25 protein-coding genes, 1 tRNA gene, 1 pseudogene and 1 riboswitch are annotated in these 21,174 nt (G+C 39.3%); of the genes and pseudogenes, 6 read left to right on the top strand and 21 right to left on the bottom strand.

Going from position 1 to position 21,174, the window contains the following annotated elements:
• Nucleotides 1-226: 226 nt before the first annotated feature.
• The 10 genes and pseudogenes from CEF16_RS10920 to CEF16_RS10970 all read right to left on the bottom strand — a co-directional run bounded on the left by CEF16_RS10920 (nucleotide 227) and on the right by CEF16_RS10970 (nucleotide 8,561).
• Nucleotides 227-793 carry a nitroreductase family protein gene (locus CEF16_RS10920; RefSeq protein ID WP_091581519.1) on the bottom strand — a complete coding sequence of 189 codons (567 nt, stop codon included), beginning with the start codon at nucleotides 791-793 and terminating at the stop codon, nucleotides 227-229.
• Nucleotides 794-940: 147 nt separating this feature from the next.
• A complete protein-coding gene (locus CEF16_RS10925) occupies nucleotides 941-1,741 on the bottom strand; it encodes an ABC transporter ATP-binding protein (protein WP_091581516.1) in 801 nt (266 codons plus the stop codon).
• Complete coding sequence (locus CEF16_RS10930; protein WP_091581513.1) at nucleotides 1,738-2,454, bottom strand: ATP-binding cassette domain-containing protein; 717 nt, start codon at nucleotides 2,452-2,454, stop codon at nucleotides 1,738-1,740. The genes CEF16_RS10925 and CEF16_RS10930 overlap by 4 nt, the downstream gene beginning before the upstream one ends.
• 7 nt (nucleotides 2,455-2,461) lie before the next feature.
• Nucleotides 2,462-3,286, bottom strand: coding sequence for a nickel transporter permease (gene nikC, locus CEF16_RS10935; protein WP_091581510.1), 825 nt, complete (start codon nucleotides 3,284-3,286; stop codon nucleotides 2,462-2,464).
• A gap of 16 nt (nucleotides 3,287-3,302) precedes the next feature.
• Nucleotides 3,303-4,235 (bottom strand): nickel ABC transporter permease, encoded by a 933-nt coding sequence (gene nikB, locus CEF16_RS10940; protein WP_091581507.1) that lies wholly within the window; start codon nucleotides 4,233-4,235, stop codon nucleotides 3,303-3,305.
• Between the two features lie 12 nt (nucleotides 4,236-4,247).
• On the bottom strand, nucleotides 4,248-5,789 hold the full coding sequence (locus CEF16_RS10945) for an ABC transporter substrate-binding protein (protein ID WP_091581504.1): 1,542 nt from the start codon (nucleotides 5,787-5,789) through the stop codon (nucleotides 4,248-4,250).
• 164 nt (nucleotides 5,790-5,953) lie between these two features.
• Nucleotides 5,954-6,164, bottom strand: a riboswitch (cobalamin riboswitch).
• Nucleotides 6,165-6,601: 437 nt separating this feature from the next.
• Entirely contained in the window at nucleotides 6,602-7,114 is a 513-nt protein-coding gene (locus CEF16_RS10950; RefSeq protein WP_139185902.1) for a DUF3995 domain-containing protein, read from the bottom strand.
• A gap of 199 nt (nucleotides 7,115-7,313) precedes the next feature.
• A pseudogene (locus tag CEF16_RS23270) lies at nucleotides 7,314-7,766 on the bottom strand (DUF817 family protein); the annotation flags it as partial.
• Nucleotides 7,767-7,852: 86 nt separating this feature from the next.
• Nucleotides 7,853-8,074: a helix-turn-helix domain-containing protein gene (locus tag CEF16_RS10965; RefSeq protein WP_091581494.1), complete on the bottom strand. Its 222-nt coding sequence runs from the start codon at nucleotides 8,072-8,074 to the stop codon at nucleotides 7,853-7,855.
• A 10-nt stretch (nucleotides 8,075-8,084) separates the two neighbouring features.
• Nucleotides 8,085-8,561, bottom strand: coding sequence for a DUF2975 domain-containing protein (locus CEF16_RS10970; protein ID WP_091581492.1), 477 nt, complete (start codon nucleotides 8,559-8,561; stop codon nucleotides 8,085-8,087).
• Nucleotides 8,562-9,018: 457 nt separating this feature from the next.
• On the opposite strand from CEF16_RS10970, the gene CEF16_RS10975 reads away from it, so the two are divergent.
• The 3 genes from CEF16_RS10975 to CEF16_RS10985 all read left to right on the top strand — a co-directional run bounded on the left by CEF16_RS10975 (nucleotide 9,019) and on the right by CEF16_RS10985 (nucleotide 11,022).
• On the top strand, nucleotides 9,019-9,345 hold the full coding sequence (locus CEF16_RS10975) for an ArsR/SmtB family transcription factor (protein WP_091581488.1): 327 nt from the start codon (nucleotides 9,019-9,021) through the stop codon (nucleotides 9,343-9,345).
• Between the two features lie 215 nt (nucleotides 9,346-9,560).
• Nucleotides 9,561-10,076, top strand: coding sequence for an SRPBCC domain-containing protein (locus tag CEF16_RS10980; RefSeq protein WP_091581485.1), 516 nt, complete (start codon nucleotides 9,561-9,563; stop codon nucleotides 10,074-10,076).
• Nucleotides 10,077-10,107: 31 nt separating this feature from the next.
• A complete protein-coding gene (locus CEF16_RS10985; protein WP_091581482.1) occupies nucleotides 10,108-11,022 on the top strand; it encodes a VOC family protein in 915 nt (304 codons plus the stop codon).
• 305 nt (nucleotides 11,023-11,327) lie between these two features.
• Here the strand turns inward: CEF16_RS10985 and CEF16_RS10990 are convergent, their stop codons facing one another.
• The 4 genes from CEF16_RS10990 to CEF16_RS11005 all read right to left on the bottom strand — a co-directional run bounded on the left by CEF16_RS10990 (nucleotide 11,328) and on the right by CEF16_RS11005 (nucleotide 13,353).
• Nucleotides 11,328-12,218 (bottom strand): fructose bisphosphate aldolase, encoded by an 891-nt coding sequence (locus CEF16_RS10990; protein WP_091581480.1) that lies wholly within the window; start codon nucleotides 12,216-12,218, stop codon nucleotides 11,328-11,330.
• 298 nt (nucleotides 12,219-12,516) lie between these two features.
• A complete protein-coding gene (locus tag CEF16_RS10995) occupies nucleotides 12,517-12,753 on the bottom strand; it encodes an NlpC/P60 family protein (RefSeq protein WP_091581478.1) in 237 nt (78 codons plus the stop codon).
• Between the two features lie 85 nt (nucleotides 12,754-12,838).
• A complete protein-coding gene (locus CEF16_RS11000) occupies nucleotides 12,839-13,075 on the bottom strand; it encodes a C40 family peptidase (RefSeq protein WP_170031824.1) in 237 nt (78 codons plus the stop codon).
• The gene (locus CEF16_RS11005; RefSeq protein ID WP_091581473.1) at nucleotides 13,072-13,353 is read right to left on the bottom strand and encodes a C40 family peptidase; all 282 of its coding nucleotides are present in this window, start codon (nucleotides 13,351-13,353) and stop codon (nucleotides 13,072-13,074) included. Before CEF16_RS11005 ends, CEF16_RS11000 begins: the two co-directional genes overlap by 4 nt.
• 390 nt (nucleotides 13,354-13,743) lie before the next feature.
• Here CEF16_RS11005 and CEF16_RS11010 point away from each other — a divergent pair, with 390 nt between their 5' ends.
• Entirely contained in the window at nucleotides 13,744-13,962 is a 219-nt protein-coding gene (locus CEF16_RS11010; protein WP_091581470.1) for a hypothetical protein, read from the top strand.
• Between the two features lie 243 nt (nucleotides 13,963-14,205).
• Here CEF16_RS11010 and CEF16_RS11015 read toward each other — a convergent pair whose 3' ends face one another.
• The 6 genes from CEF16_RS11015 to CEF16_RS11035 form a co-directional block, all read right to left on the bottom strand.
• Nucleotides 14,206-14,409: a hypothetical protein gene (locus CEF16_RS11015; RefSeq protein ID WP_091581467.1), complete on the bottom strand. Its 204-nt coding sequence runs from the start codon at nucleotides 14,407-14,409 to the stop codon at nucleotides 14,206-14,208.
• Between the two features lie 229 nt (nucleotides 14,410-14,638).
• Nucleotides 14,639-14,944 (bottom strand): hypothetical protein, encoded by a 306-nt coding sequence (locus tag CEF16_RS11020; RefSeq protein WP_091581465.1) that lies wholly within the window; start codon nucleotides 14,942-14,944, stop codon nucleotides 14,639-14,641.
• Between the two features lie 1,074 nt (nucleotides 14,945-16,018).
• Nucleotides 16,019-16,093, bottom strand: a tRNA-Ala gene (locus CEF16_RS11025).
• Between the two features lie 137 nt (nucleotides 16,094-16,230).
• On the bottom strand, nucleotides 16,231-16,389 hold the full coding sequence (locus CEF16_RS23760; RefSeq protein WP_170031827.1) for a hypothetical protein: 159 nt from the start codon (nucleotides 16,387-16,389) through the stop codon (nucleotides 16,231-16,233).
• A gap of 53 nt (nucleotides 16,390-16,442) precedes the next feature.
• The gene (locus CEF16_RS11030) at nucleotides 16,443-16,841 is read right to left on the bottom strand and encodes a YugN-like family protein (protein ID WP_091581462.1); all 399 of its coding nucleotides are present in this window, start codon (nucleotides 16,839-16,841) and stop codon (nucleotides 16,443-16,445) included.
• Nucleotides 16,842-16,985: 144 nt separating this feature from the next.
• Nucleotides 16,986-18,344, bottom strand: coding sequence for a glucose-6-phosphate isomerase (locus tag CEF16_RS11035; RefSeq protein WP_091581460.1), 1,359 nt, complete (start codon nucleotides 18,342-18,344; stop codon nucleotides 16,986-16,988).
• A 197-nt stretch (nucleotides 18,345-18,541) separates the two neighbouring features.
• Between CEF16_RS11035 and CEF16_RS11040 the strand changes: the two genes are divergently transcribed.
• Nucleotides 18,542-18,769, top strand: a complete 228-nt coding sequence (locus CEF16_RS11040) for a DUF378 domain-containing protein (RefSeq protein WP_091581457.1) — start codon at nucleotides 18,542-18,544, stop codon at nucleotides 18,767-18,769.
• Nucleotides 18,770-18,996: 227 nt separating this feature from the next.
• On the opposite strand, the gene yugI is transcribed toward CEF16_RS11040, so the two are convergent.
• Nucleotides 18,997-19,416 carry a S1 domain-containing post-transcriptional regulator GSP13 gene (gene yugI, locus CEF16_RS11045; RefSeq protein ID WP_091581454.1) on the bottom strand — a complete coding sequence of 140 codons (420 nt, stop codon included), beginning with the start codon at nucleotides 19,414-19,416 and terminating at the stop codon, nucleotides 18,997-18,999.
• Between the two features lie 170 nt (nucleotides 19,417-19,586).
• Between yugI and CEF16_RS11050 the strand changes: the two genes are divergently transcribed.
• Nucleotides 19,587-20,933, top strand: coding sequence for a sodium-dependent transporter (locus tag CEF16_RS11050; RefSeq protein WP_091581452.1), 1,347 nt, complete (start codon nucleotides 19,587-19,589; stop codon nucleotides 20,931-20,933).
• Nucleotides 20,934-21,174 lie beyond the last annotated feature (241 nt).

The raw sequence follows: 21,174 nt of genomic DNA on the forward strand, positions 1-21,174 counted from the left end.
CTCGAATCCAAGAACAACTAGTTCATCTTACTTATATTAAATCTTTCTATTGTTTTAGCTTAAGTAGATTTATAACTGAGAGCTAACTCGTTTATTTTAAGCAATAACAGCATAATTATTGATTAACCAAAAGTAACGGTACTTTGAAAATCATGACAAACCCTTTTCCTATACTTCCGTTTTACACATCGGAGTTTTCTTTTCTTATATTAAGGGACTTATAAAACTAAAGCCATACTGTTTTGTCTTTAAAGGAAGTTCTTTTTTTCTCTTTTTTGTCTTTCAATTCCTTTTCATCTGGATAACCTAAACAAATCGTTCCAATCACCTTCTTACCTTCAGGGGCCCCTATAAACTCATACGACCGATTATCATGGACAAGTCCTACTCCTCTCGTTCTCCAAACAAATCCAAGGTCTAATTCCTGGGCGGCTAACCACATGGAGTGGATGGCACAGCTCACAGCGTATTCATTGTCCTTTGTATCAGCTTCTGTTGAGGCAATATCAGAAGTCACTATAATCATAACCGGAGTTTTTCTTACAGCTGCCAAAGAACTTTCTACTAATTTCGGTTTCGTCGGAAAACGCTCTTGTAAATACTCATAGGTTACTTCTTCATATCTTTTTTTTGCTTCCCCTTGTATAACAAAGAAACTCCAAGGCTCTCTCATACGATCATTGGGAGCAAGCGTCGCTGCTTTCAGCAATTGTTCTATCTTTTCTTGTTCGATTTCCCGAGGTTCGAAGCTTCGAATAGCTCTTCTAGCTTGCAATGCCTCTATGATACTCATTTCATACCTCTCCTTTTTTTGTACATTATAGATCATCATCTTCTTTTTTTAGCCGTAATGATTTATTCAAGTTTTTTTGAACATTAGAAAACGCGCTGTTTTTCGTAAGTTTATCTCCGTTTTATCGCAGCTGCGCTTTTAAATTGTTTAACTTTCTTGGGCTATTTTAATTTCTGTTTCCTCAGATGTTTCTAACAATAAGCGTGAGTATGGGTGCGTCAGCTGACTAATTTTCCATTCTTCAAAGATATCTATGATTTCCCCTTCATACATTACCGCAACCCGTTGACAAAATTCTTTCAATGTTTCTATATCATGAGTGATGAATAAATAAGCCACATTCTCTTGTGCTTGAATGTACTTTAACCGGTTAAGGATGGATTGCTGAGCCTCTTGATCGATACTTGCAATTGATTCATCGAAAATGATAACGTCGGGCTTGACGGCAAGAGCTCGAGCGATACAAACTCGCTGCTTTTGCCCGCCGCTCAGCTGATAGGGACGTCGATCTAACAGATTTTTATCTATACCGGCCATTTCCATTAGCTGCAAGCATGTTGCTTCCCGTTTTATGTTTTCACCGGGAAAAAAATTAAGAAGCGGCTCTTGGATAATTTCTCGAACGCTCATTTTAGGGTGAAGTGCTGAATGTGAGTCTTGCAGCACAAGCTGCATTCGTTTAAAAACTTCCAAGTCTTTCATTTGTCTAATTGAGCAGCCGTTTAGAAGAATATCACCTTTAGTAACAGGTACTAGGTTCATGATTAGTTTTGCCAGCGTGCTTTTCCCACTGCCGCTTTCCCCGACAACCCCAAGACACTCTCCTTGATTCAATTGAAGTGACACCTGCTTTACTGCCTGAAACCGCCCTGCTTTTTTCCACCATAAGTGCTTTCTTGGCCTAAATGGAAATTCCTTTGTCACTTGAACGAGTTCTAGCAGGCTCATGATGTCACCCCTTCTATACGCATTTCTAGTATACGGTCTGCATACTTCCTCACGCTCTTTTGATCATGAGAAATGAGCAAAACAGTCAGTGAATAGTCGTACTGAAGCTTCTTTATTAGCGACAATACCTTTTCTCTGTTAATAATATCAAGAGAGGTAGTTGGTTCGTCAGCAATAATGACTTTTGGTTCAAGACTCAGCATCATGGCCAGTAGTACCCGCTGTCTCATCCCACCGCTTAATTCAAACGGATAGGTCCGTAAAATATGGGCAGGATCGCTAAATCCCACTTCATGAAGAAAGGTATGGAGCCGTAATAGAATGTCTTTTCGGTTCCATTTTCGTTTTTGGCAGATCGTTTCTGCCATTTGCTTTTTAATTGTGCGGATCGGATTTAAGCCATTCAGCGAATCTTGAATTAAAAGCGCAATCTCATGACGACGAAGCCGTTTCCACTGTCTATCATTAAACGGAACTACGTTTTGCTGCTGATACATAATCTTCCCGCCCGTTACATCTAGCCTTTTTCCGAGCAGACCAACGATCGCCTGTGCTGTTAAGCTTTTTCCGCATCCGCTTGGTCCGGTGAGTGCGACCATCTCACCAGCCTGAATTTGAAATGAAACATCGCGCACCAGTGGTTGAAACTCACCATCTTTGTAATGAGAAATCTCGAGCTGATCTACTTGCAGTAGTGGATGGAGGTGGAACATATTTTAACTACCCCTCTTTCATAACCGGTTCATTAAATCGGTCGCTTATGAGCTGGCAGGCAAGCACAAACATAACGACAACCATTCCTGGAAAAATCATGACGTGAGGTGCTACTTGAAAGTATCCGGTCGCATCCTGCAGCATCACGCCCCACTCCGGAGTCGGCGGCTGCACACCTACGCCTAAAAAAGAAAGCCCTGCAATCAAGAGTACGATTCTGCCTAAATCAAGAGCTGCAAACACCAATACCCTCGACAAAATTTGCGGCAGTATGTACCGAGAAAGAATGCGAATATGAGAATTTCCCGTCATTCTCGCATACAAGATATAGTCTTCCTGTCTCTCTTTTATCACTAAGCTGCGAATAAACCGAACATAGTCTGCCCAGCGTACCATTACAATGGCAATAATCATGTTTATAAAACTAGGCCCAAGCATTCCGACAATCGCAATGGTCAATACAAAATCCGGTATTGCTAACATACCGTCGATCATTCGCATGATAATATGATCCGTATTTCCCCGAATGTATCCCGAAATAAGAGCAATGGGGATACTGATGGCCGCCGTGATAAGTAAGATACAAAAAGCAGATATGACTGTGACGCGGATCCCATATATGATTCGGGAGAGCACACAACGCCCGAGGTGATCGGTGCCAAACGGATAGGTAAGTCCAGGGGATGACAATCGGTTAGACGTATCCACGGCAAGCGGATCATGAGGGGCAATCCAAGGAGCAAACAGGCCTGTTAACAAAATGAAAAGAATCCCTAAAGCTCCTAGCCACAGGCTGCTGCCCTTCAGTTCTGAGATTTTTCGGTGAAACATCTCAAAATCCCCCTCACTACGTTCGCAAACGTGGATCAATAATAAAAAATATTAGATCAACCAGAATATGAATCGAAACAAACAAAATCGAGGCAAAAATCACGTATCCTTGAATAACAGGATAATCTCTGGCATTTATCGCTTCAATGATATAGCTTCCAAGACCCGGCCAGTTAAATATTGTCTCAACGATGATGCTTCCACCTAGCATGAAGGCAAAATTTGTACCGAGCATAGTCACAATCGGCATACTCGCGTGTTTAAACACTTGAAACATCAGAATATGACTTTTCGACAATCCGCGGGCCATTGAAGCTTTGACGAAGTTTTGATTAAACATTTCTAGCATGTTTTTCCGCAAAACCCGGGCGTAAACTGCTCCTATCCCTAGACCGAGCGTCAAAGACGGCAAGACGAGATGTTCCCACTCCCCTCGCCCCATTGTCGGAAACCATCCCTGCTTAACGGAAAAAAAATAAATCATCAATAAAGCAAGCCAGAATGAAGGGACAGCTGCCCCGATAATAGCTAGAACTCTTCCCGTTCGATCAATCCACCCGTTTGAAAAAACAGCTGTTAACACCCCGAGCCCCACTGTAACCGCCAGCATAACCAGCAGTCCCGCTGCCGCTAGTTCAACCGTGGCGGGAAACCTGCTGAGTAACTCTGTGATGACCGGTTCATTTGACACGTAAGAGTCACCCCATTGCCAAGTAAAAACGTTCATAAGCCACTGGCCGTATTGTACCCATAGTGGTGCTGTCAGCCCTAGATCTTCTCTAAGTGCATCTATTGCAGTTTCGGAAACGGGCATATCATTGGCATGGAGTAAAATATAAGCGGGATCACCAGGTGTGAGACGCAGCAAAAGAAACGTAAGCGTTGATACCGTAAACACCACAATTATAAGTTGTAAAAACCGATCTCCTAAAAAGTATATAAGTCTCATTGCACTCAGTCATTACTCCAAGTCAATCAAAGGATGAATGTAATAGTATTCAATAGGGTGTGGGGTAAATTCTTTCACTTCACTTCTAGCCGCAAAGACTGTATCTGGATAGACAATAAACGACTGTGGCAGATCCTCATTTAACTGCTCCTGCATTCTCACAGCCAATTCATTACGCTTATCAACGTCTGTCGTTCGGTTGATTTCCTCAATCATCCTATCCATATCCTCTGATTCGTAGCTGCTCACATTTGATGAGCTCGACGAATGGTAAAAGATATTCTGGAAATATTGGGGGTCACCAGTATGAGTAGTCAACATGCTGTACATGGCGATGTCCCACTTTTCTGAAGAAAGAGCCTCATCAATGTTCTCCACTTGCCTCAAATGGACAGATATACCTTGGTCCAATAGTTCATTTTGTATAATTTCCCCCATAACCGTCAGCTCTGGCCGCTGTGGAAAGGTAAGCATAGTCAATTCAACAGTCTCCCCTTCTTTTTCCCACAAGCCTGATTCGTTTTTATTCCAATCAGATTTTTTCATGATTTCTTCTATGGATTGTGTTTCTTCTTCTGCCACTTCTCCAAATGGCAGAACGTCAGCAAACGGGCTATTGGCCGCTGTTCCTTTCCCCATCATGACTGACTGCACAATATCCTCTTTTGGAATCGAAGCATTGACGGCCTTTCGATGAGACAAATCCTTAAAAAACGGTGACTTCAGGTTATACAGCATCATGTGAGTACGAAGCGATGGCGTGGTTAACACTTCTATATCATCGTCGTTTTCTAATACCGGGAGATTATCTATCGGAATATCGGTGGCTGCATGTACTTCGCCGGATTGCAAGGCCATTAACCGCGTTTCTCCCTCTGAAATAAAACGAATTTCAATTTCGGATAGCAGTGCCTGCTTTCCCCAGTATTCGTCAAATCGCTCGACAATCAGTGACTCATCCTGATGAAACTCTTTTACCTGGAAAGCACCAGTAAGCGACGGAGAGGTAGTATCGTCTTTCATCGTAGAAACATCAGCAATGATGGTGGAGGGGTCAGCTAGATGCGGGATTAAAGCAGCGTTCGGCTCTTTTGTCACCATCTTCAGCGTATTATCATCCACCACTTCGATCGTTTCTAACTGAAGCAAATCGACCGTTTTTTGGTTGATGTCTAACGAGCGTTCCAGGGAAGCCTTCACGTTTTCGGCGTTCATTTTCTTTCCGTTATGGAAGGTGACGTTTTCTTGCAATTCGAAAATCCACGTGTTTTCATCTTCCTGTTCCCAATCTTTTGCCAGCCACGGCGACGGCTCAAGATTTTCATCTAATCGTACAAGGGTTTCAGCAATACCAGCCCTCATGACTTCCCAGCTTTCCCTTCCGTGAGGGTCCAGGTTTGCCGGGCTCCATGTAAACGCCACAGTAAACCTCTCATCATTCGTTGCTGCCTTTTCATTAGAGCCGTTTTTTTCCTCAGAAACAGAATCGTTTTGGCAAGCCGTCATAAACAGAAGGCTAATCACAATAAAAATAAAATTCCATGCATTTTTCATAATTTGCTCCTTTTTAGACCAACAAAAAAAGCATTTCAACCGTCGATAAAGAGGTCAGAAATGCTTGTCATTAATATAGGCACAATTCCGTTGCGGATCACTCGTTTTCCAGCAAACTCAGTGCTTTCGCATCCTAACCACCTCCCTATTGTCCCGTAGGTCTAACAGTGATGTTAAAATAGGCAGGTCTCCTGACTTAGGGCATGTCCTTTCAAACCTTCCCAGGCAGCATACCCAGTGGTGTTTTGAAAGGAATCAGCAGCTGTAGCTGACACCCCATACAGTGGCGGGTCCGTGTCGGATTCTAACCGACTTCCCTTTTAAGTAGATTCAGCGAGTTTCGCTTTCTCCAGCACCTATTTTCTTTCACTATTCAGTTGAAAAACTATAAATCTGAAATTCACCTTAACATAAGAATAGCTTTTCACGTATTTAATGTCAATCTATTCCTCCAATAATCCAAAAGAGTTGTGACGTAAAAATATATAGACATCACCGGCTTTAGCGTCATTCTAATATAGACCCTTACATTCGGAAGTTAGTAGTTCCTATCTCAAAGAACGACTCTCACCTTATCTAGTTTTTCAGCCGTGCGGTATATCCGTTGGCATACCTTTTCTTGCCGAATGGCTTCAGCCTCCGTTCTGCCGGATCCATCTGTGCTTCATACCCTCAGCGCATGAAGGAGTATTGACGAGACGGTTTTAGAAAACAATGTATTCTGGTAAAATTCCTGCTTTTAACGCTAGAAAGTATTTATAAAAGAACTTGTCGCGCGCCCTATTCATGAATAATGGAAGGTTTACCTCATTTCATTCCATTCCTTTTTTTATTCTCCCATTACTGTTAGTATAAATGTAAAGAAAAGCAACAAGTCCAAATAAAATACCTCCTAACAAGAAAAACGGTTCAACAATAATTAATAGTAACGGAACTGGTTCTACTTGCAGCATGCTTTGAATAGCTCCTATACCCCCACGCAGGCCCAATACTACACACGCAATCCATGCTAAAGTGAGCAACAACCAAGATGGAAACTTTCTTCCCCATGCTTGAACAAGTGCAAGAGCAATAAAAGCAGCAATAAAACATAGCACTATTGTCATTAGATTAATCACAAATAACTCTTCACTCATCGTCCTCCCTTCAAATCCTGCAGTGCCCCCTGCAGCCCAGTAAATGTGAACTAATCCGAAAAGAGTCGACCAAGCAAACGCTGCAAATCCAGTAAAAAATAACCATTTTTTTGATTTACTTTGAGGACGACTATCATTATTCTTTTTAATTGTAATAACTCCTTTCATAAACAACATAAAATTTATCAAAAAATGGTATACCACAACTTTTGAAAGTTTCAGAACAATCACAACAGAAATTTCACTTCAATTTTTTATTATTAATCTCTTTTTTTAATCCAAACTTACTTTTAACAGCAAAAAAAGAAGGAGTCTCCTTTAAAAAAACAACAATTCGAAAGTTCCTTTTCCCAATTTATCTTATTCGGAATTCTGTACGCGGAGAATCTCATGGAATTTTTCCTATAACCTGCTTTAACGTCACTACTATAAGAAAGAAGCTAACAATCACTAAAAAGAGCCATGAACTCACCTTTTCTAGATGAACGAGACTCCATGCATCAGTTTGATTTGGATATTCCCAAGCTCCAAAGAATGTTGCTATATTTCCAGCTATCCATATTAGAAAAACTCGACTTACCGCCAAGTCCTTATGGTGGAAGTCGTAGTTTTGCTTATACTTTGATCCTTTAGCAAAATTAAATTTTCCTAAAGAATAAAAAATCCGATGAGCACAAAGGGGCGAGCGGCATACGGTAACGAGTTCCTTCAATTTCGTATGTGAGCCATGATTGCCAAAAGACGAGAATAACAAGTCCAGATAACCACTAACGAAAGTCAATCCAATAATGGTGGTAAAAAAATTCAAATGAATTGCAGCTCCAAGAGGTACAACCACCAAAGGCAAACATGATAGGGCCTGCTCCCAACCAAAACCAACGAGTTGTTTTAAGCTCTCATGATTTAAGCCTCCAAAGTTTTTCTTTATTAATTTTGGGTTTCTTCATCACTTCGGTATTCTAAAATATCACCGGGTTGACATTCTAAAGCTTGACAAATCGCCTCTAAAGTTGATAATCGAATCGCCTTTGCCTTTCCATTTTTCAATATAGACAGGTTAGCCATTGTTATTCCAACTCTCTCCGAAAGTTCTGTTACGCTCATTTTCCTTTTAGCTAACATCACATCAATATTGATTATAATCGCCATTGTTTTCACCTCAGACTATTAAGTCATTTTCTGATTTTATATCAATCGCTTCTTGTAAAAGCCTTTGAAGAACAGCAGCAAAGACAGCTATAACCACCGAAGCAAAAATTGGAATCATTCCGATTATCACAAGACCTGGGGCATCGTCTAACTGTGCAAAGATATAGAAGAAAGGCAAACCTGCCACATACAAACCGCTGATTATGATTGCACAGTATTTTATTTTCTTTAAAGCTCTTACAGAAATATTAGAGAACGCTTTGTTCTTATCAATATAGCTTAGAAGTCGGAACGCCTGATACAACGCAACGAAAAACGGTATCACTGATACATACATAATGATTAAAATGGGATATAGTATATGGGCATAATCTGGATTTATTGGGTTATTCGCTAACCAAGGTAAGCCAAATATACATAAAGCAAGAACTGGAGTTCCAATTAGAAAAACAGCCAATCTTAAAAAGAGTGTTGACCCTTGTTTCATAAAAAGCACCTCACTTAGAATATTTTCAACTTGATTTTATATTTAAATTTATCGTTTTGCAATAAAAAGTTATTGCATTTAATTATATTATTGTTGTAATAGAATTATCCTTTTAAGTTATAGAGCAGTTCTTTGAGGAATGCTTTTTTTCTACTTTAGGAATGTTTAACTTTGTTAAAGGTTCAAAGTATAAGCAAAATACGACTGAATTCTTGTGTGGTCAATGCTACATCTTTTCAGTTTATCTTTATTTGACGCGACAATTTGTTGATAGAAAATCTTTGGGTAGGTATTTTATACCATCCTGAAAAATATTTAAATATTACTTGACAGGAATATTCCTTACATGGAATAATTTATTCAACAACAAGGTGCGACATAGATTAAGTGAAAAACTCGGAGGTGATATTCTTAATATAACAACAAGAAAAATACACATGTTAGGAGAGAATTCACCATGAATGTACAAACATTTAGTGCACTAGCAGAACCCAATCGTCTTGCTATCGTCGATCTTCTTCTTGACGAACCGCTTCCAGTAGGGGAAATTGCGGAGAAGCTAAACCTAAACCAACCCCAAACTTCGAAGCACCTTCGCGTTTTAAGCGAAGCTGGTCTTGTCGAGGTTCAGCCGATAACTAATCGTCGAATATATAAGCTAAGACCAGAACCGTTTCAAGAGTTGGATAAGTGGCTTGACTCCTACCGTCGAGTGTGGGAAGCGCGGATGGATCGGTTGGACGATTATCTCAATGTATTACAAGGAAAAAAACCACTTAATTAATGATTAGATAGTGAAAACCTACGGAAATTTCGCAAAGTTGTTTCTATGAATTGTATGGCGGCTAATAAAAATAAAAACATCAAGTTCAGAGACATAATAGTCTCCTTCCTCTAAGAGTATTCAACTTTGACGATGGTGAAGATAACAACTTTGCTGTACTAGAAAAAATAAATGATAAACGGAGAAAGATTATACAATGGGATGGAGGAGTTAAAATGTCAATCAACGAATTAAAATCTAGAGTAGAGAACGATCAGGTGCTGGTACTGGAGCGTATTTTCGATGCACCGCGCGATCTCGTTTTCAAAATGTTTAAAGAACCTGAGCATCTCAAGCATTGGTGGGGACCTATTGGCTGGGAACTTCCAGTTTGCCACATTGATTTTCGACCGGGCGGTACATGGCATTTCTGTATGAAGTGTATGGACCGGAATCAAGGAGAATATTATGGTATGGAGTCTTGGGGGAAAGTCGTTTACAAGAATATTATCGAGCCAGAGAAGATTATTTACACCGATTACTTCTCGGATGCCGATGGTAATATAGACGAAAATATGCCATCATCTGAGATCACGTTGGAATTCATCGATCTGGGCGGCAAGACGAAACTAGTTAACCGTGCTGAATATGTGTCTGCGGAAGCTCTCAAGACAGTCATGGACATGGGCATGTTACAAGGCATCACCGAAACGTGGAATCGTCTGGAAGAACATTTGAACGAGGTCAAATAAGGTGTAATTCATAATTAAAAAGAGGGTGTTAATGATAGAACAAAAAATTGTCCCGCATCTATGGTTTAATCAGGAAGCAAAAGAAGCTGCACAATTTTATGCATCCATTTTTCCAGATTCAAAAGTCACCAATATCGCAACAATTCACGACACACCATCTGGAGATAGCAATGTCGTTTCTTTTAATCTCGCAGGATATTCATTTATGGCCATAAATGGAGGCCCGTATTTTCAGTTCAACCCCTCGATTTCTTTTTTTGTCAATTTTGATCCTTCTAGAGATGAGAATGCGAGGGAAAATTTAGATCAGCTCTGGGAAAAGCTGGCCCAAGGCGGTACACCACTTATGCTGCTTCAAGAATATCCATTCAGTAAGCGCTACGGATGGATACAGGATAAATATGGCCTGACATGGCAGCTGATCCTCACGAACCCCGATGGTGAAGAACAACCATTTATCATACCTTCATTGATGTATGTTCAAGATGTGTGCGGTAAGGCAGAAGAAGCCAGTGACTTTTATCTTTCTGTTTTCAATAAGTCAAGACGAGGGGAAATCGCACGCTATCCAGCAGACATGGAGCCAGACAAGGAAGGAACTTTGATGTTTACAGATTTTATGCTAGAGAAGCAATGGTTTGCTGCTATGGACAGTGCTCAGTCCCATAACTTCAAATTTAATGAAGCCATTTCACTTTTAGTTCAGTGTGAAAATCAAGCAGAGATTGATTACTACTGGGAAAAGCTTTCCTCAGATCCAAAAGCAGAACAATGTGGCTGGTTGAAAGATCAGTATGGTGTATCTTGGCAAATTTGGCCAAAGGTTATGGGAGAAATGATGGCAAACGGGACAAACGAACAAATGGATCGATTAACAAAAACATTTCTTCAAATGAAAAAATTTGACATAGAAAAATTAAAAGAAGCATATCAAGGTAAGTATTAATTATCTTGATCTGAATTAAAAATGATTGTTTTTAAAGCTGGTTATCGCCAGCATTTTTTATTACACATCATGGTTTAATTACGAAATTGCTTCATTCGTATTATAAGGTCAGCCAGATAAGAAAGATTTCTGGTTGACCATTTTTTATATAGTTTTATTATAACGGTAGCCGGGTAAAACGTAACTGCTCGTGGGGCTTAGATCCCGTCAACGAAACAGTTTGCCCCCTACTTGTAGAAACATAAAAAAATGCCTGACCCCTGCAGGCTAAAACGTTAGCAGATTTGAAGGTCAGGCACTAATGTCTATTCTTTGTTCACTGAAGCATCGTAAATTGTATCGACAGCCTGTTGTAACGTCTCATTGAACTCTTCGTCCGACTGATTGACATTCAAGTCAGCGGTGAGAGCGCGGGAGAAGCTAGCAATGAGGCCATCATTCTTTTTCAATTTTTCATTGGCTTTCTCCCGGGCATAGCCGCCGGATAGGGCGACAACACGAATGACGCGCGGATGTTCGATCAATTCTTTATACAAATTAGCTTTCGTTGGAATAGTCAGTTTGAGCATCACATTTTCTTCCTCAGATAGATCATCCAGATGCTTAAGGATTTCCTCCTTCAGCATTTCTTCTGATTGTTCTTTGCTTTCACTATGAATGTTCACTTCTGGTTCAATGATCGGAATTAGATCGGCAGCAATGATGCGTTTTCCGAAGTCAAATTGCTGATCAACGACAGCCTTGATGCCTTCTTGGTTCAATTCATGGATGACTGAGCGCATTTTGGTACCGAAAATGTTCCGTTCGTTAGCACGGCGCAAGGTTTCATCCAGATCATTGATCGGTTTCATGAGCTGGACGCCATTTTTCTGTTCGGCGAGTCCTTTATCGACCTTCAGAAATGGTACAATTCCTTTATCGGCAAGGTAGTCAGCAGTGTATTGGCCTTCGATATCGCGATCCATTGTCTGTTCGAACAGAATGGCGCCGAGAATGGAGTCGGAACGGAAGGCAGGGGACGTGATAATTCTTGTTCTCATCTCATGGACCAGGTCAAACATTTCATCTTTCCCGGCGTAGGAATCTTCCGGTACACCGTATGCGGCCAATGCTTTCGGCGTACTTCCCCCGCTTTGGTCAAGTGCTGCGATAAATCCTTTTCCGTTTTTCATTTTGTCAAAATGGTTATTGTTCATATATTCCACCCTCTCCTTTTTCTCTTAATCTCTTTATAACAATTATTCCAAACTTCGACCATCTTAACAATACGTTACTCCAAAGTATGAACATTAAATGGACAAAAGGGAACTACTTTCAGGAAAGCGCCCTCGTATGATAAGGTCAACCAGTTTTCTGGTTGACCTACCATGTATGCAAATTCTTTTCGTTTTTACAATTTGTTCTTGTCGTCTTGCGGATATTATTCAGTTTGAATAATGGACGCTTCTTTTTTTATTCTGTTACTCGCCTTCCTTCTAGTAATCGCTCAATCCACTATTGATCTGTGTTCATATCAGTAATAATCACTTTTCTATCTATGACGGCTGCGAATCTGCCTTCTCCAAGGTAAATGGCAGCAAACTCCGCAGTTTCTCCGCCGCCTTCCCCGGCAAAGAACATTAGGTCTCCTCGCTCGAGCTCTTCAACATGAATCTCCTCGCCGCTTTGGCGAAGTGTTTCCATTGTTGCCGGCAGGGTAATACCAGATCCTTCTTCAAAGAGTTGCTGAATAAATTCAGCTGAGGTTCCCTCATAGGCATCGCCATTGTATGCTTCAGCAAGCTGTGCTTCTCTATTTTCTTTTTTTTGAGGCCGTTCATAAGTCCTGGCTTCCTACATATCGCGGTATCCAATATGAGCTTGTGGTAAGATCTATAACGGCTACGCCATAGGACTGAGTGGCAACAATCATTTGATTGTTACCGATATATACAGCAGGGATTAAACTTGACCCTTGAAAAAACATCAAGTCTCCTCTTTCTATTTCATCCCTGGATATTTCGGTACCTTCCTGCCATTGATCCTGTCCATAGCGTGGTAAATCGATATTCAAACCTTCTTTGTATACATATTGAATGAGACTCCCGTGTCAAAACCTTCTTCTGGCGAAGCGCCTCCTAGCTCATACTCCGTACCAAGAAGCTGAGAGGCTTCAAATACCACTTCATTATCATATGAAATGGTTAAATCATCAAAGCGTTTTGCTCCAGTAAAGTGCTCCTTCCAATACTCATTCATATACGAAATCGTTGTTTTTCCTTCTTCTCCTGTGGCATGGATGACGTGGCCATCACCAAGGAAATGGCGGTATGGGAGATTCCTTCCTGACATATTCCGGGAAAATAGAGAACATCTCCGGGTTTGATATGATTATCGAGTTCAATAGAATTTATATCTGTTCCGGCACTTTATCCAATTAAAGGTTAAAAAAATGCAAAAATAAAACGACACAGCTTCTCGATTATACGAAAAACCGCGTCGTTAGACGTGATATGTATGGTGTACCCTTAGAGCACTACCATGTTCGCTTGCTACGTGTCAATTCAACGTAGTATTGCGATGACTTAATTTTGGTGGAGCATAGCGGGCTCGAATCGAAACAGTAAAATTTTCAATTAAAAACTCCCTTATATATCCACAAGACTATATAACATAGTTTTTTATGACCCTATTATATAATCGTATATGCATCACTATACATATCAGTGGGAGGACACCAAAATGGAAACCAAAGAAATTTACTATGATAAACACGAGGGTGGATATTATGTTGTTAAAGAGGATATTTACAGAAAAGAGATAATGACCCTGAAAAAATTTTACCCTTCTCCACCTCATCTCAAATTTGAAGAGGTGGAAGAGATGTTTATTGAACAATTGAATAAAGAACTGTTACCCTCGTTGGAAAGAGAATACCTTCATCAAGTTCTGAAAGATTAAATGAACAGGATAAATACTACTCTGATTAATTAAGTAAGTAGCAGTACAAAGAGAAATACGATAATTCTATTCTAATGGTCGCATCGGTAGCGAAATGACAAAAACGACTTGTTGAATTGGCAAAATCACAATTACAATAAATTTATTAATATTCAATTAAATCATTATTTAATTTATTTGTAAACACTTTTTAAAACCCTCCTGAGAATTATCTCAGAAGGGTTTTTCTTTATATCATATATATTATTTTTCTGTTTTAGATTCTTCACTTTTACTATCGAAGCCCATTAACCAATTAAACAGGCGCATTACAATAACCAAAAACAAGGCATGCACTGTATTTGATAGCAGATCTAATGAATTATGATCTATATAATCAAAGAAAATAAGCACTGCAAGAATAGCTAAAAACATAACAATAAACCATTTGCCGTTTCTTGGTATCAAAATAATCCCTCCCGATTTCCATCATTCCAAGGGTCATCTCCTGCTATATACAGGCAATTCGTATAAATAAAAGCTAACTGCGCGGCAATACTGCCCGTATTACCCTTTACACCAACCTCTATTAATTTTTTAGCGGCAGATTTGTACTTTCCCTTCAAAATATAATTAATTGCAGTAGAGAGAGCTGTAACAGCAGTAATCTCTTTCCAGTTACTTATTATTTTATCTTCTATACACTTCTAACAGCCTCATTACCGGCAGGCCCATAAGGAGTATCTGTACTTGCTGTTTGAAAGCCCATTGTAAGGTTTTTACTTACTTCACAATCACATGCTGTTGAACTTTCTTCCGATTCCTCTATCTCAGCTTTCATATCTTCAATCTCGTCATCCGTAACATCAAGCTCTTCTTGTATTTTATCATAGTCCATACCAATAGGTTCTCCTGATTCGTCTTTTATAACGGCCTCTTCAAACATAAGCTCTAATGCTTCGGCTGATTCTTCGACTTCCTCTTCTTCTACCTGAGCGCTCACACTACTCGAAAAGGAAAATGAAGCTGAAAATACCGTTACAAAAGCTAATACACTACTGATTCACTTTTGCATATAAACTCCCCCAATTATGTATTATTTTCCCCGATAAGAAATAAAGATAAAATAACTTACCCCCTATGTACTGCCAAGCGTTTATTCAATTCACCCCTTTCAATGTTTTGGCTTCTTAAACGCACCAAAATTTTACTCTCCTTAAATGAGTAAAAAATAATAAAAGCGCACCTAAAATTAAATTAGGGACGCTACAATTGAACTAACACTTGTATAAAAATGTGTTGTATATATTTTTAATACACAAAGGACAGCTTGTACACCTGTTCTGTATATTCTTTTGGCAGTACATTAAGCATACTCGCTACATAAAAGTGAAAACCAAAGAAATTTACTATGGAGGCGAACATTACGTTATTAGAAGATATTTACAGGACAGAAGTAATGACACTGAAAGTATTTTATCCTTCTCCACCTCATCTCAAATTTGAAGAGGTCATTGTATTTATTATTTTGTAGTATAGTGCTGGCTTTTCGTTAATTAACAGCTTATTATCTTCAATCACAGACTGCCAGAGATTAATCTCGTCATCAACAGACACATTAGAAACAAAGTGACACTTTTCACACTCTTCATCAAAGCTTAAAAAATTGTAGAACAAGAACCCAATAAAAAAACCTTTGCTGCTTTTATTCTTAGCAGTATTCGACAAACGACTTAATGTCCAATTACTGAATTTGGAGGTGGTTTTAACTTCAAAAAAATTCATATAATTTAGATTTTTTTGATAATACCATTTTTACCAAGTCATCATGAAACTCACAAAAGATATAAAACTGTTTATCTTCCGCAAATTTCTTAATCATATAATAAACTATCTTCAAATCGGTTATAGCTATCAGTGCCAGCTTGTTCTCGTAGTTCTGCTTCTATTAATTTCTTTACCATAAAAACATCCTTTGTTAGTAGATGGGAATAACTAGTGAGTGTTTTCCTTTTATGAAAATAAAAAACGACACTGCTCCTTGTTTAACAAAAAGCAATGTCGTTGGTTATATGTATGGTGGAGCTAGGGGGATTTGAACCCCCGACCTCTACACTGCCAGTGTAGCATTCTCCCGCTGAACTATAGCCCCATCAAAATTGTATGATATATCGATTCTCTAGGATGGGCAGTGCAATCAGCATAGTGGCTCTCCCAGCTGAGCTAATGTCCCGCTTCTCCTAAAAACGACAATTTTTATTATAAGCCTGTTTGTTTATTCTGTCAATATTAAAAAACTAATTCTAAGAGAAGCCAGCCTACAGCTCCTGCTGCCCCTGCTGAAAATGATTCTAATATGTTCACCTTCCGCCACTTTTTTTCTTTTGAATAATCTAATATAATCCACCCTGCAAATACAGCTGCACCAAAAATAATGGCTTCTCCCATTTTTGCATCCCCCTGAACGACATCTATTCTTTCACGTTACCAGAGGAATTTGATTATGACAATAAAACTTCTTCTAATTCTGTATTTAACCGCTCAGCCATGTCGATGGAAGACTGCGGCACTTCCGCATCATGATCAACAGGTTCTGAAAATTGATTAAGTACAGCATTATAAGGTTCCGTTACATTGTCTATATGCTCCTGGTATTTGTGTGTTAATACAAAAGGAGTGCCAACCTGCACAACTACTCCTTTTTGTTCTAACTCCCCGTCAACGGCTGTGAATGGCACACGAAAAAATTGGTATCCATCCTCATTAGAAATTTTATAATCAAAACTTCCATGGTCGTAATCCCAATTTCCCCCAATTTCATATCCAATTGGCTTTAATTTTTTTTCTAGGTCATATAGTACAAATTTATGGTTTTCAATCTTAGAGGGCACCTCAATCATTTTCCCGACTCCTTTTAAAAAAATTTTCTGTTAGTATGTTTCCACTCCTTTTTTATTTCATGCTTCTTCGTAGAAAAATTAGAAAAACCCGGCTTGTGAAAAACACAAAAAAACCCTCAGCATGTTTACTGAGGGTCATTCCTGTTAGGATTGGTTTAATCTGTTTTGCAATGCTTCTTTTCTTTCTTCAAAGCCAGGCTTACCAAGAAGTGCAAACATATTTTTCTTATATGCTTCTACACCAGGCTGATCAAACGGATTAACTCCTAGTAAATATCCGCTGATAGCACAAGCTTTCTCAAAGAAATAGACAAGATAGCCAAAATAATATTCATTTAATTCAGGGATTTGTAAAACTAGATTCGGTACATCTCCATCTGTATGCGCAAGAAGTGTTCCTTCGAATGCTTTCTTATTGACAAAGTCCATTGATTCCCCAGCGAGATAGTTTAAGCCGTCGAGATCGTCTTCCGTTTCTTCAATGGTTACATTCTTACCTGTTTCTTCAATTTGAAGAACGGTTTCAAATAGATGGCGGCGGCCTTCTTGGACATATTGTCCCATGGAGTGTAGATCTGTAGAAAAGTCTACAGAAGCTGGGAACAGCCCTTTTCCATCTTTGCCTTCACTTTCTCCAAATAACTGCTTCCACCACTCGGAAACATAATGAAGCTGAGGCTCATAATTAACCAATAATTCAATGGCTTTTCCTTTTTGATAAAAAATATGACGAAGCGCAGCATATTGATAAGCATGATTTTTATGCAAGTCCTCTTCAAAGAGGTCCTTTCGTGCATCATTTGCTCCTGTCATCATACTAGTTATATCAAGTCCAGCAGCTGCGATCGGCAAAAGTCCCACTGCAGTTAAAACCGAATAGCGGCCGCCTACATCATCCGGGACGACAAATGTTTCATAACCTTGTTCCCCTGCCAGTGTTTTTAAGGCACCTTTTTCTTTATCTGTCGTAGCATAAATACGTTTTGCTGCCTCTTCTTTTCCATATTTTTTTTCTAAATAATTACGGAAAATCCGAAATGCAATCGCAGGTTCTGTCGTCGTACCAGATTTAGAAATAACATTAATCGACACATCTTTGCCCTCTAACATGTCTAATAAATCTTGAATATAGGATTGACTGATTTGGTGTCCGGCAAAATATATTTCAGGTCCGCTGCGACCTTTGCTCCCAAGCTGATTGCGGAAAGAATGACTTAAACTTTCAATTGCTGCCTTCGCCCCTAGATAAGAGCCGCCAATTCCAATAACTAACAAAACATCACTGTCTTTTTGGATTTTTTCTGCAGCTTGTTGAATACGAGAAAACTCATCCTTATCATAGTTTTCCGGAAGATCAACCCAGCCCAAAAAATCATTTCCGGCTCCCGTTTTCTCATGTACTGCTTGATGAGCATTAGCAACAGCACCTTTTAAATGCTCCATCTCCTCTTCTTTTACAAAAGACAATACATTACTGTAATCTAAGGTGATTCCTTTCGCCATTAAAAATCCCCTCCATTTTTAAACGTATATTCTCAATGTAAAGAAGCTGGTATTGCAAATCAAGCACTTTTCTATTTGTAAACGGATACATGAGAAAAATTTTGGTTTCATGCATAATCTTACACAATCTATATCATCATAATGAATACAAACGAGAACAATTGCTGAAAAGCAAATGGTGAAGGGGGGTGAATAGGATGAGCGGATTGCAGCGTACTGCTCTCGTACTGGCTATCATCGGAGCAATTAACTGGGGATTGATTGGCTTTTTTGGCTTTGACTTGATTGCATCTATTTTTGGAAGCCAGGCAGCCGCCTTATCTCGTGTCATTTACTCGTTAGTGGGAATTGCTGGACTCTATTGTATTTCTCTGCTTTTAAAGCCCGACGAAGAATTAGAAAAAAGTCCCGAACCGCAGCGGTAATCAAGCAAGACGAGCAACAGAGAAACTGCCGGAATAAATTTAACTTCTGCCTTCATTTAAAAACATTTACCAAATTAGAAAAACTAGGCTTTCCGCCAAGTCCAAATGGCGGAAGCCGTAGTTTTACTTATACTTTATTACTAAATTAAACTTTCCTAAAATATAATAAAAAGAAGGGGTTATAATGGAAAGTATATTCCATTTATAATCCCTTCTATCTACATGAATTATTTGCGCATTCTTTTGTTTAAATCAGCTTGTATTTCATTGGATTGTTTCAGCCAATCTTTTAGTTTATCTTCAAGCGTATTAAAGCCTTGATTTTTTTGGCTGTTATTTTTGCTGCCGCCTTTAGGGCCGCTTCGCTGGCTGCGCGTTTCATTTCCTTTTCCTTCAGGAGCTGGCTCGGTATCACGAATGGAAAGTGAAATTTTCCCAGACTCTTCATCAATGGACTTAATTTTAACCTTCACTTGATCACCAACAGATAATGCTTCGTTAATATCTTTAACATATCCGTGGGCTACCTCTGATATATGCACAAGTCCTTGTTTGTTGTCATCAAGTGCTACAAATGCTCCGAAGGGCTTAATACCTGTAACTTTACCTTCCACAATACTACCAACTTCATACTGCTTAACCGACATGCAAACATCTCCTAACAATTTATTAGCCAACAAATTGTAACATAAATTTCAGCATTCAGCAATTTCAATACATACGAACGACTTAAAAAAATTACTGTAAACTTGACAATGATGGGATTTATCAGCTAATGTGATTAAATGTCAAATTACAATGGAGAGAGGAGACACCTATGAGTAACACACGAGATCAATGGAAGTCGAAAATAGGTTTTATATTAGCAGCAGCCGGGTCTGCAATTGGGCTTGGAGCTGTATGGAAACTTCCATACGTAGCAGGAACAAGTGGAGGCGGTGCCTTTTTTATTATATTTTTAGCTTTTACATTAATATTAGGGACTTCCCTTTTACTTGCAGAGTTTGTCATTGGAAGAAAAACACAAAAATCGCCCATTCAAGCATATAAAGAGCTGGCCCCTGGGACGCCATGGTACTGGGTCGGAATTCTTGGTATTATTTCTTCTTGCTTAATTTTATCTTTTTATGCTGTGGTCGGCGGGTGGATTCTTACTTATTTTGTTCGCAGCTTAACTGGCGGCATGACAAATCCACCCACCGGTGACTACGGTATGCTGTTTGGTTCCATTATTTCGAACCATTGGGAAGTCGGGATTGCTCACCTTGCCTTTATCATTATAACGATTCTCGTCGTACAAGGAGGCATTCAAAAAGGAATTGAACGAGCCAGCAGTATTATGATGCCTGCACTTTTTGTCATTTTTATTATTTTAGTAATACGTTCTCTTACCCTTGACGGCGCAATGCAAGGTGTCAGATTTTTCTTGCAGCCAGATTTTAGCAAAGTTGGCGGTGACACTATTCTTTTCGCTCTCGGGCAAGCTTTCTTTTCCCTTAGCCTTGGCGTTTCCATTATGGTGACCTACAGCTCTTATCTCGATAAGAAAGAGAGCCTTGTCCGCTCAGCTTCTTCCATTGTCGGTTTAAGCATATTAATTGCCTTTTTATCAGGCTTAGCCATCTTTCCAGGAGTATTTGCTTTTGGCTTAGAACCTAACGAAGGACCTAGTTTAATATTTACCGTTTTACCTGCCGTCTTTAGTGAAATGGCATTTGGCGGTGTGTTCTTATCATTATTTTTGCTTTTATTGTTATTTGCTACCTTAACATCCGCTTTTTCTTTACTTGAGATTGTTGTATCTTCTGCAGCTAGAAATCAGCCAGAGCGCAGAAAGGCAGCGGCATGGATTGGCGGTCTTGGCATTTTTGTACTTGGTATTCCGTCCAACCTGTCTTATGGGGTACTTTCAGAGTGGTTTGTTTTTGGCAACACCTTTTTCGATAATATAGATTTTCTTGTTAGTAATATTTTACTGCCATTGGGTGCTCTTCTTATTTCCTTTTTCGTTCCATTAAAAATGAAGCATCAAGACTTGAAGGAAGAACTGCTTCGCGGATCTGGCCTAGGAGAAGGGTTTTTCCGCAGCTGGATGATTATGATTCGTTATATCACACCTATCGCTATTTTATTTGCATTTCTAGATGTTTTAGGCGTTTGGTAAAAAATTTCAAATTCAGGGATTAAAAAGTAAAAATGTGGGAAAATAATAATATATTCCCCCTCTTTAAAGGCAAAGCATCCATCGCTTTGTCTTTTTTTATTAAAATTATCCTGGGCCCAGAACAGGAAGTTCGCATGTTTTAGCAAAGATCTTTATTATCGTGTGCACTCGAGCGGCTAAGCGCTGAAGCTAGACGTTAATCAATTAAAATGGAGATAGTTATCAAAATTGAAAAATATAT

It is taken from the genome of Alteribacillus bidgolensis (assembly GCF_002886255.1).
GTDB lineage: Bacteria > Bacillota > Bacilli > Bacillales > Marinococcaceae > Alteribacillus > Alteribacillus bidgolensis.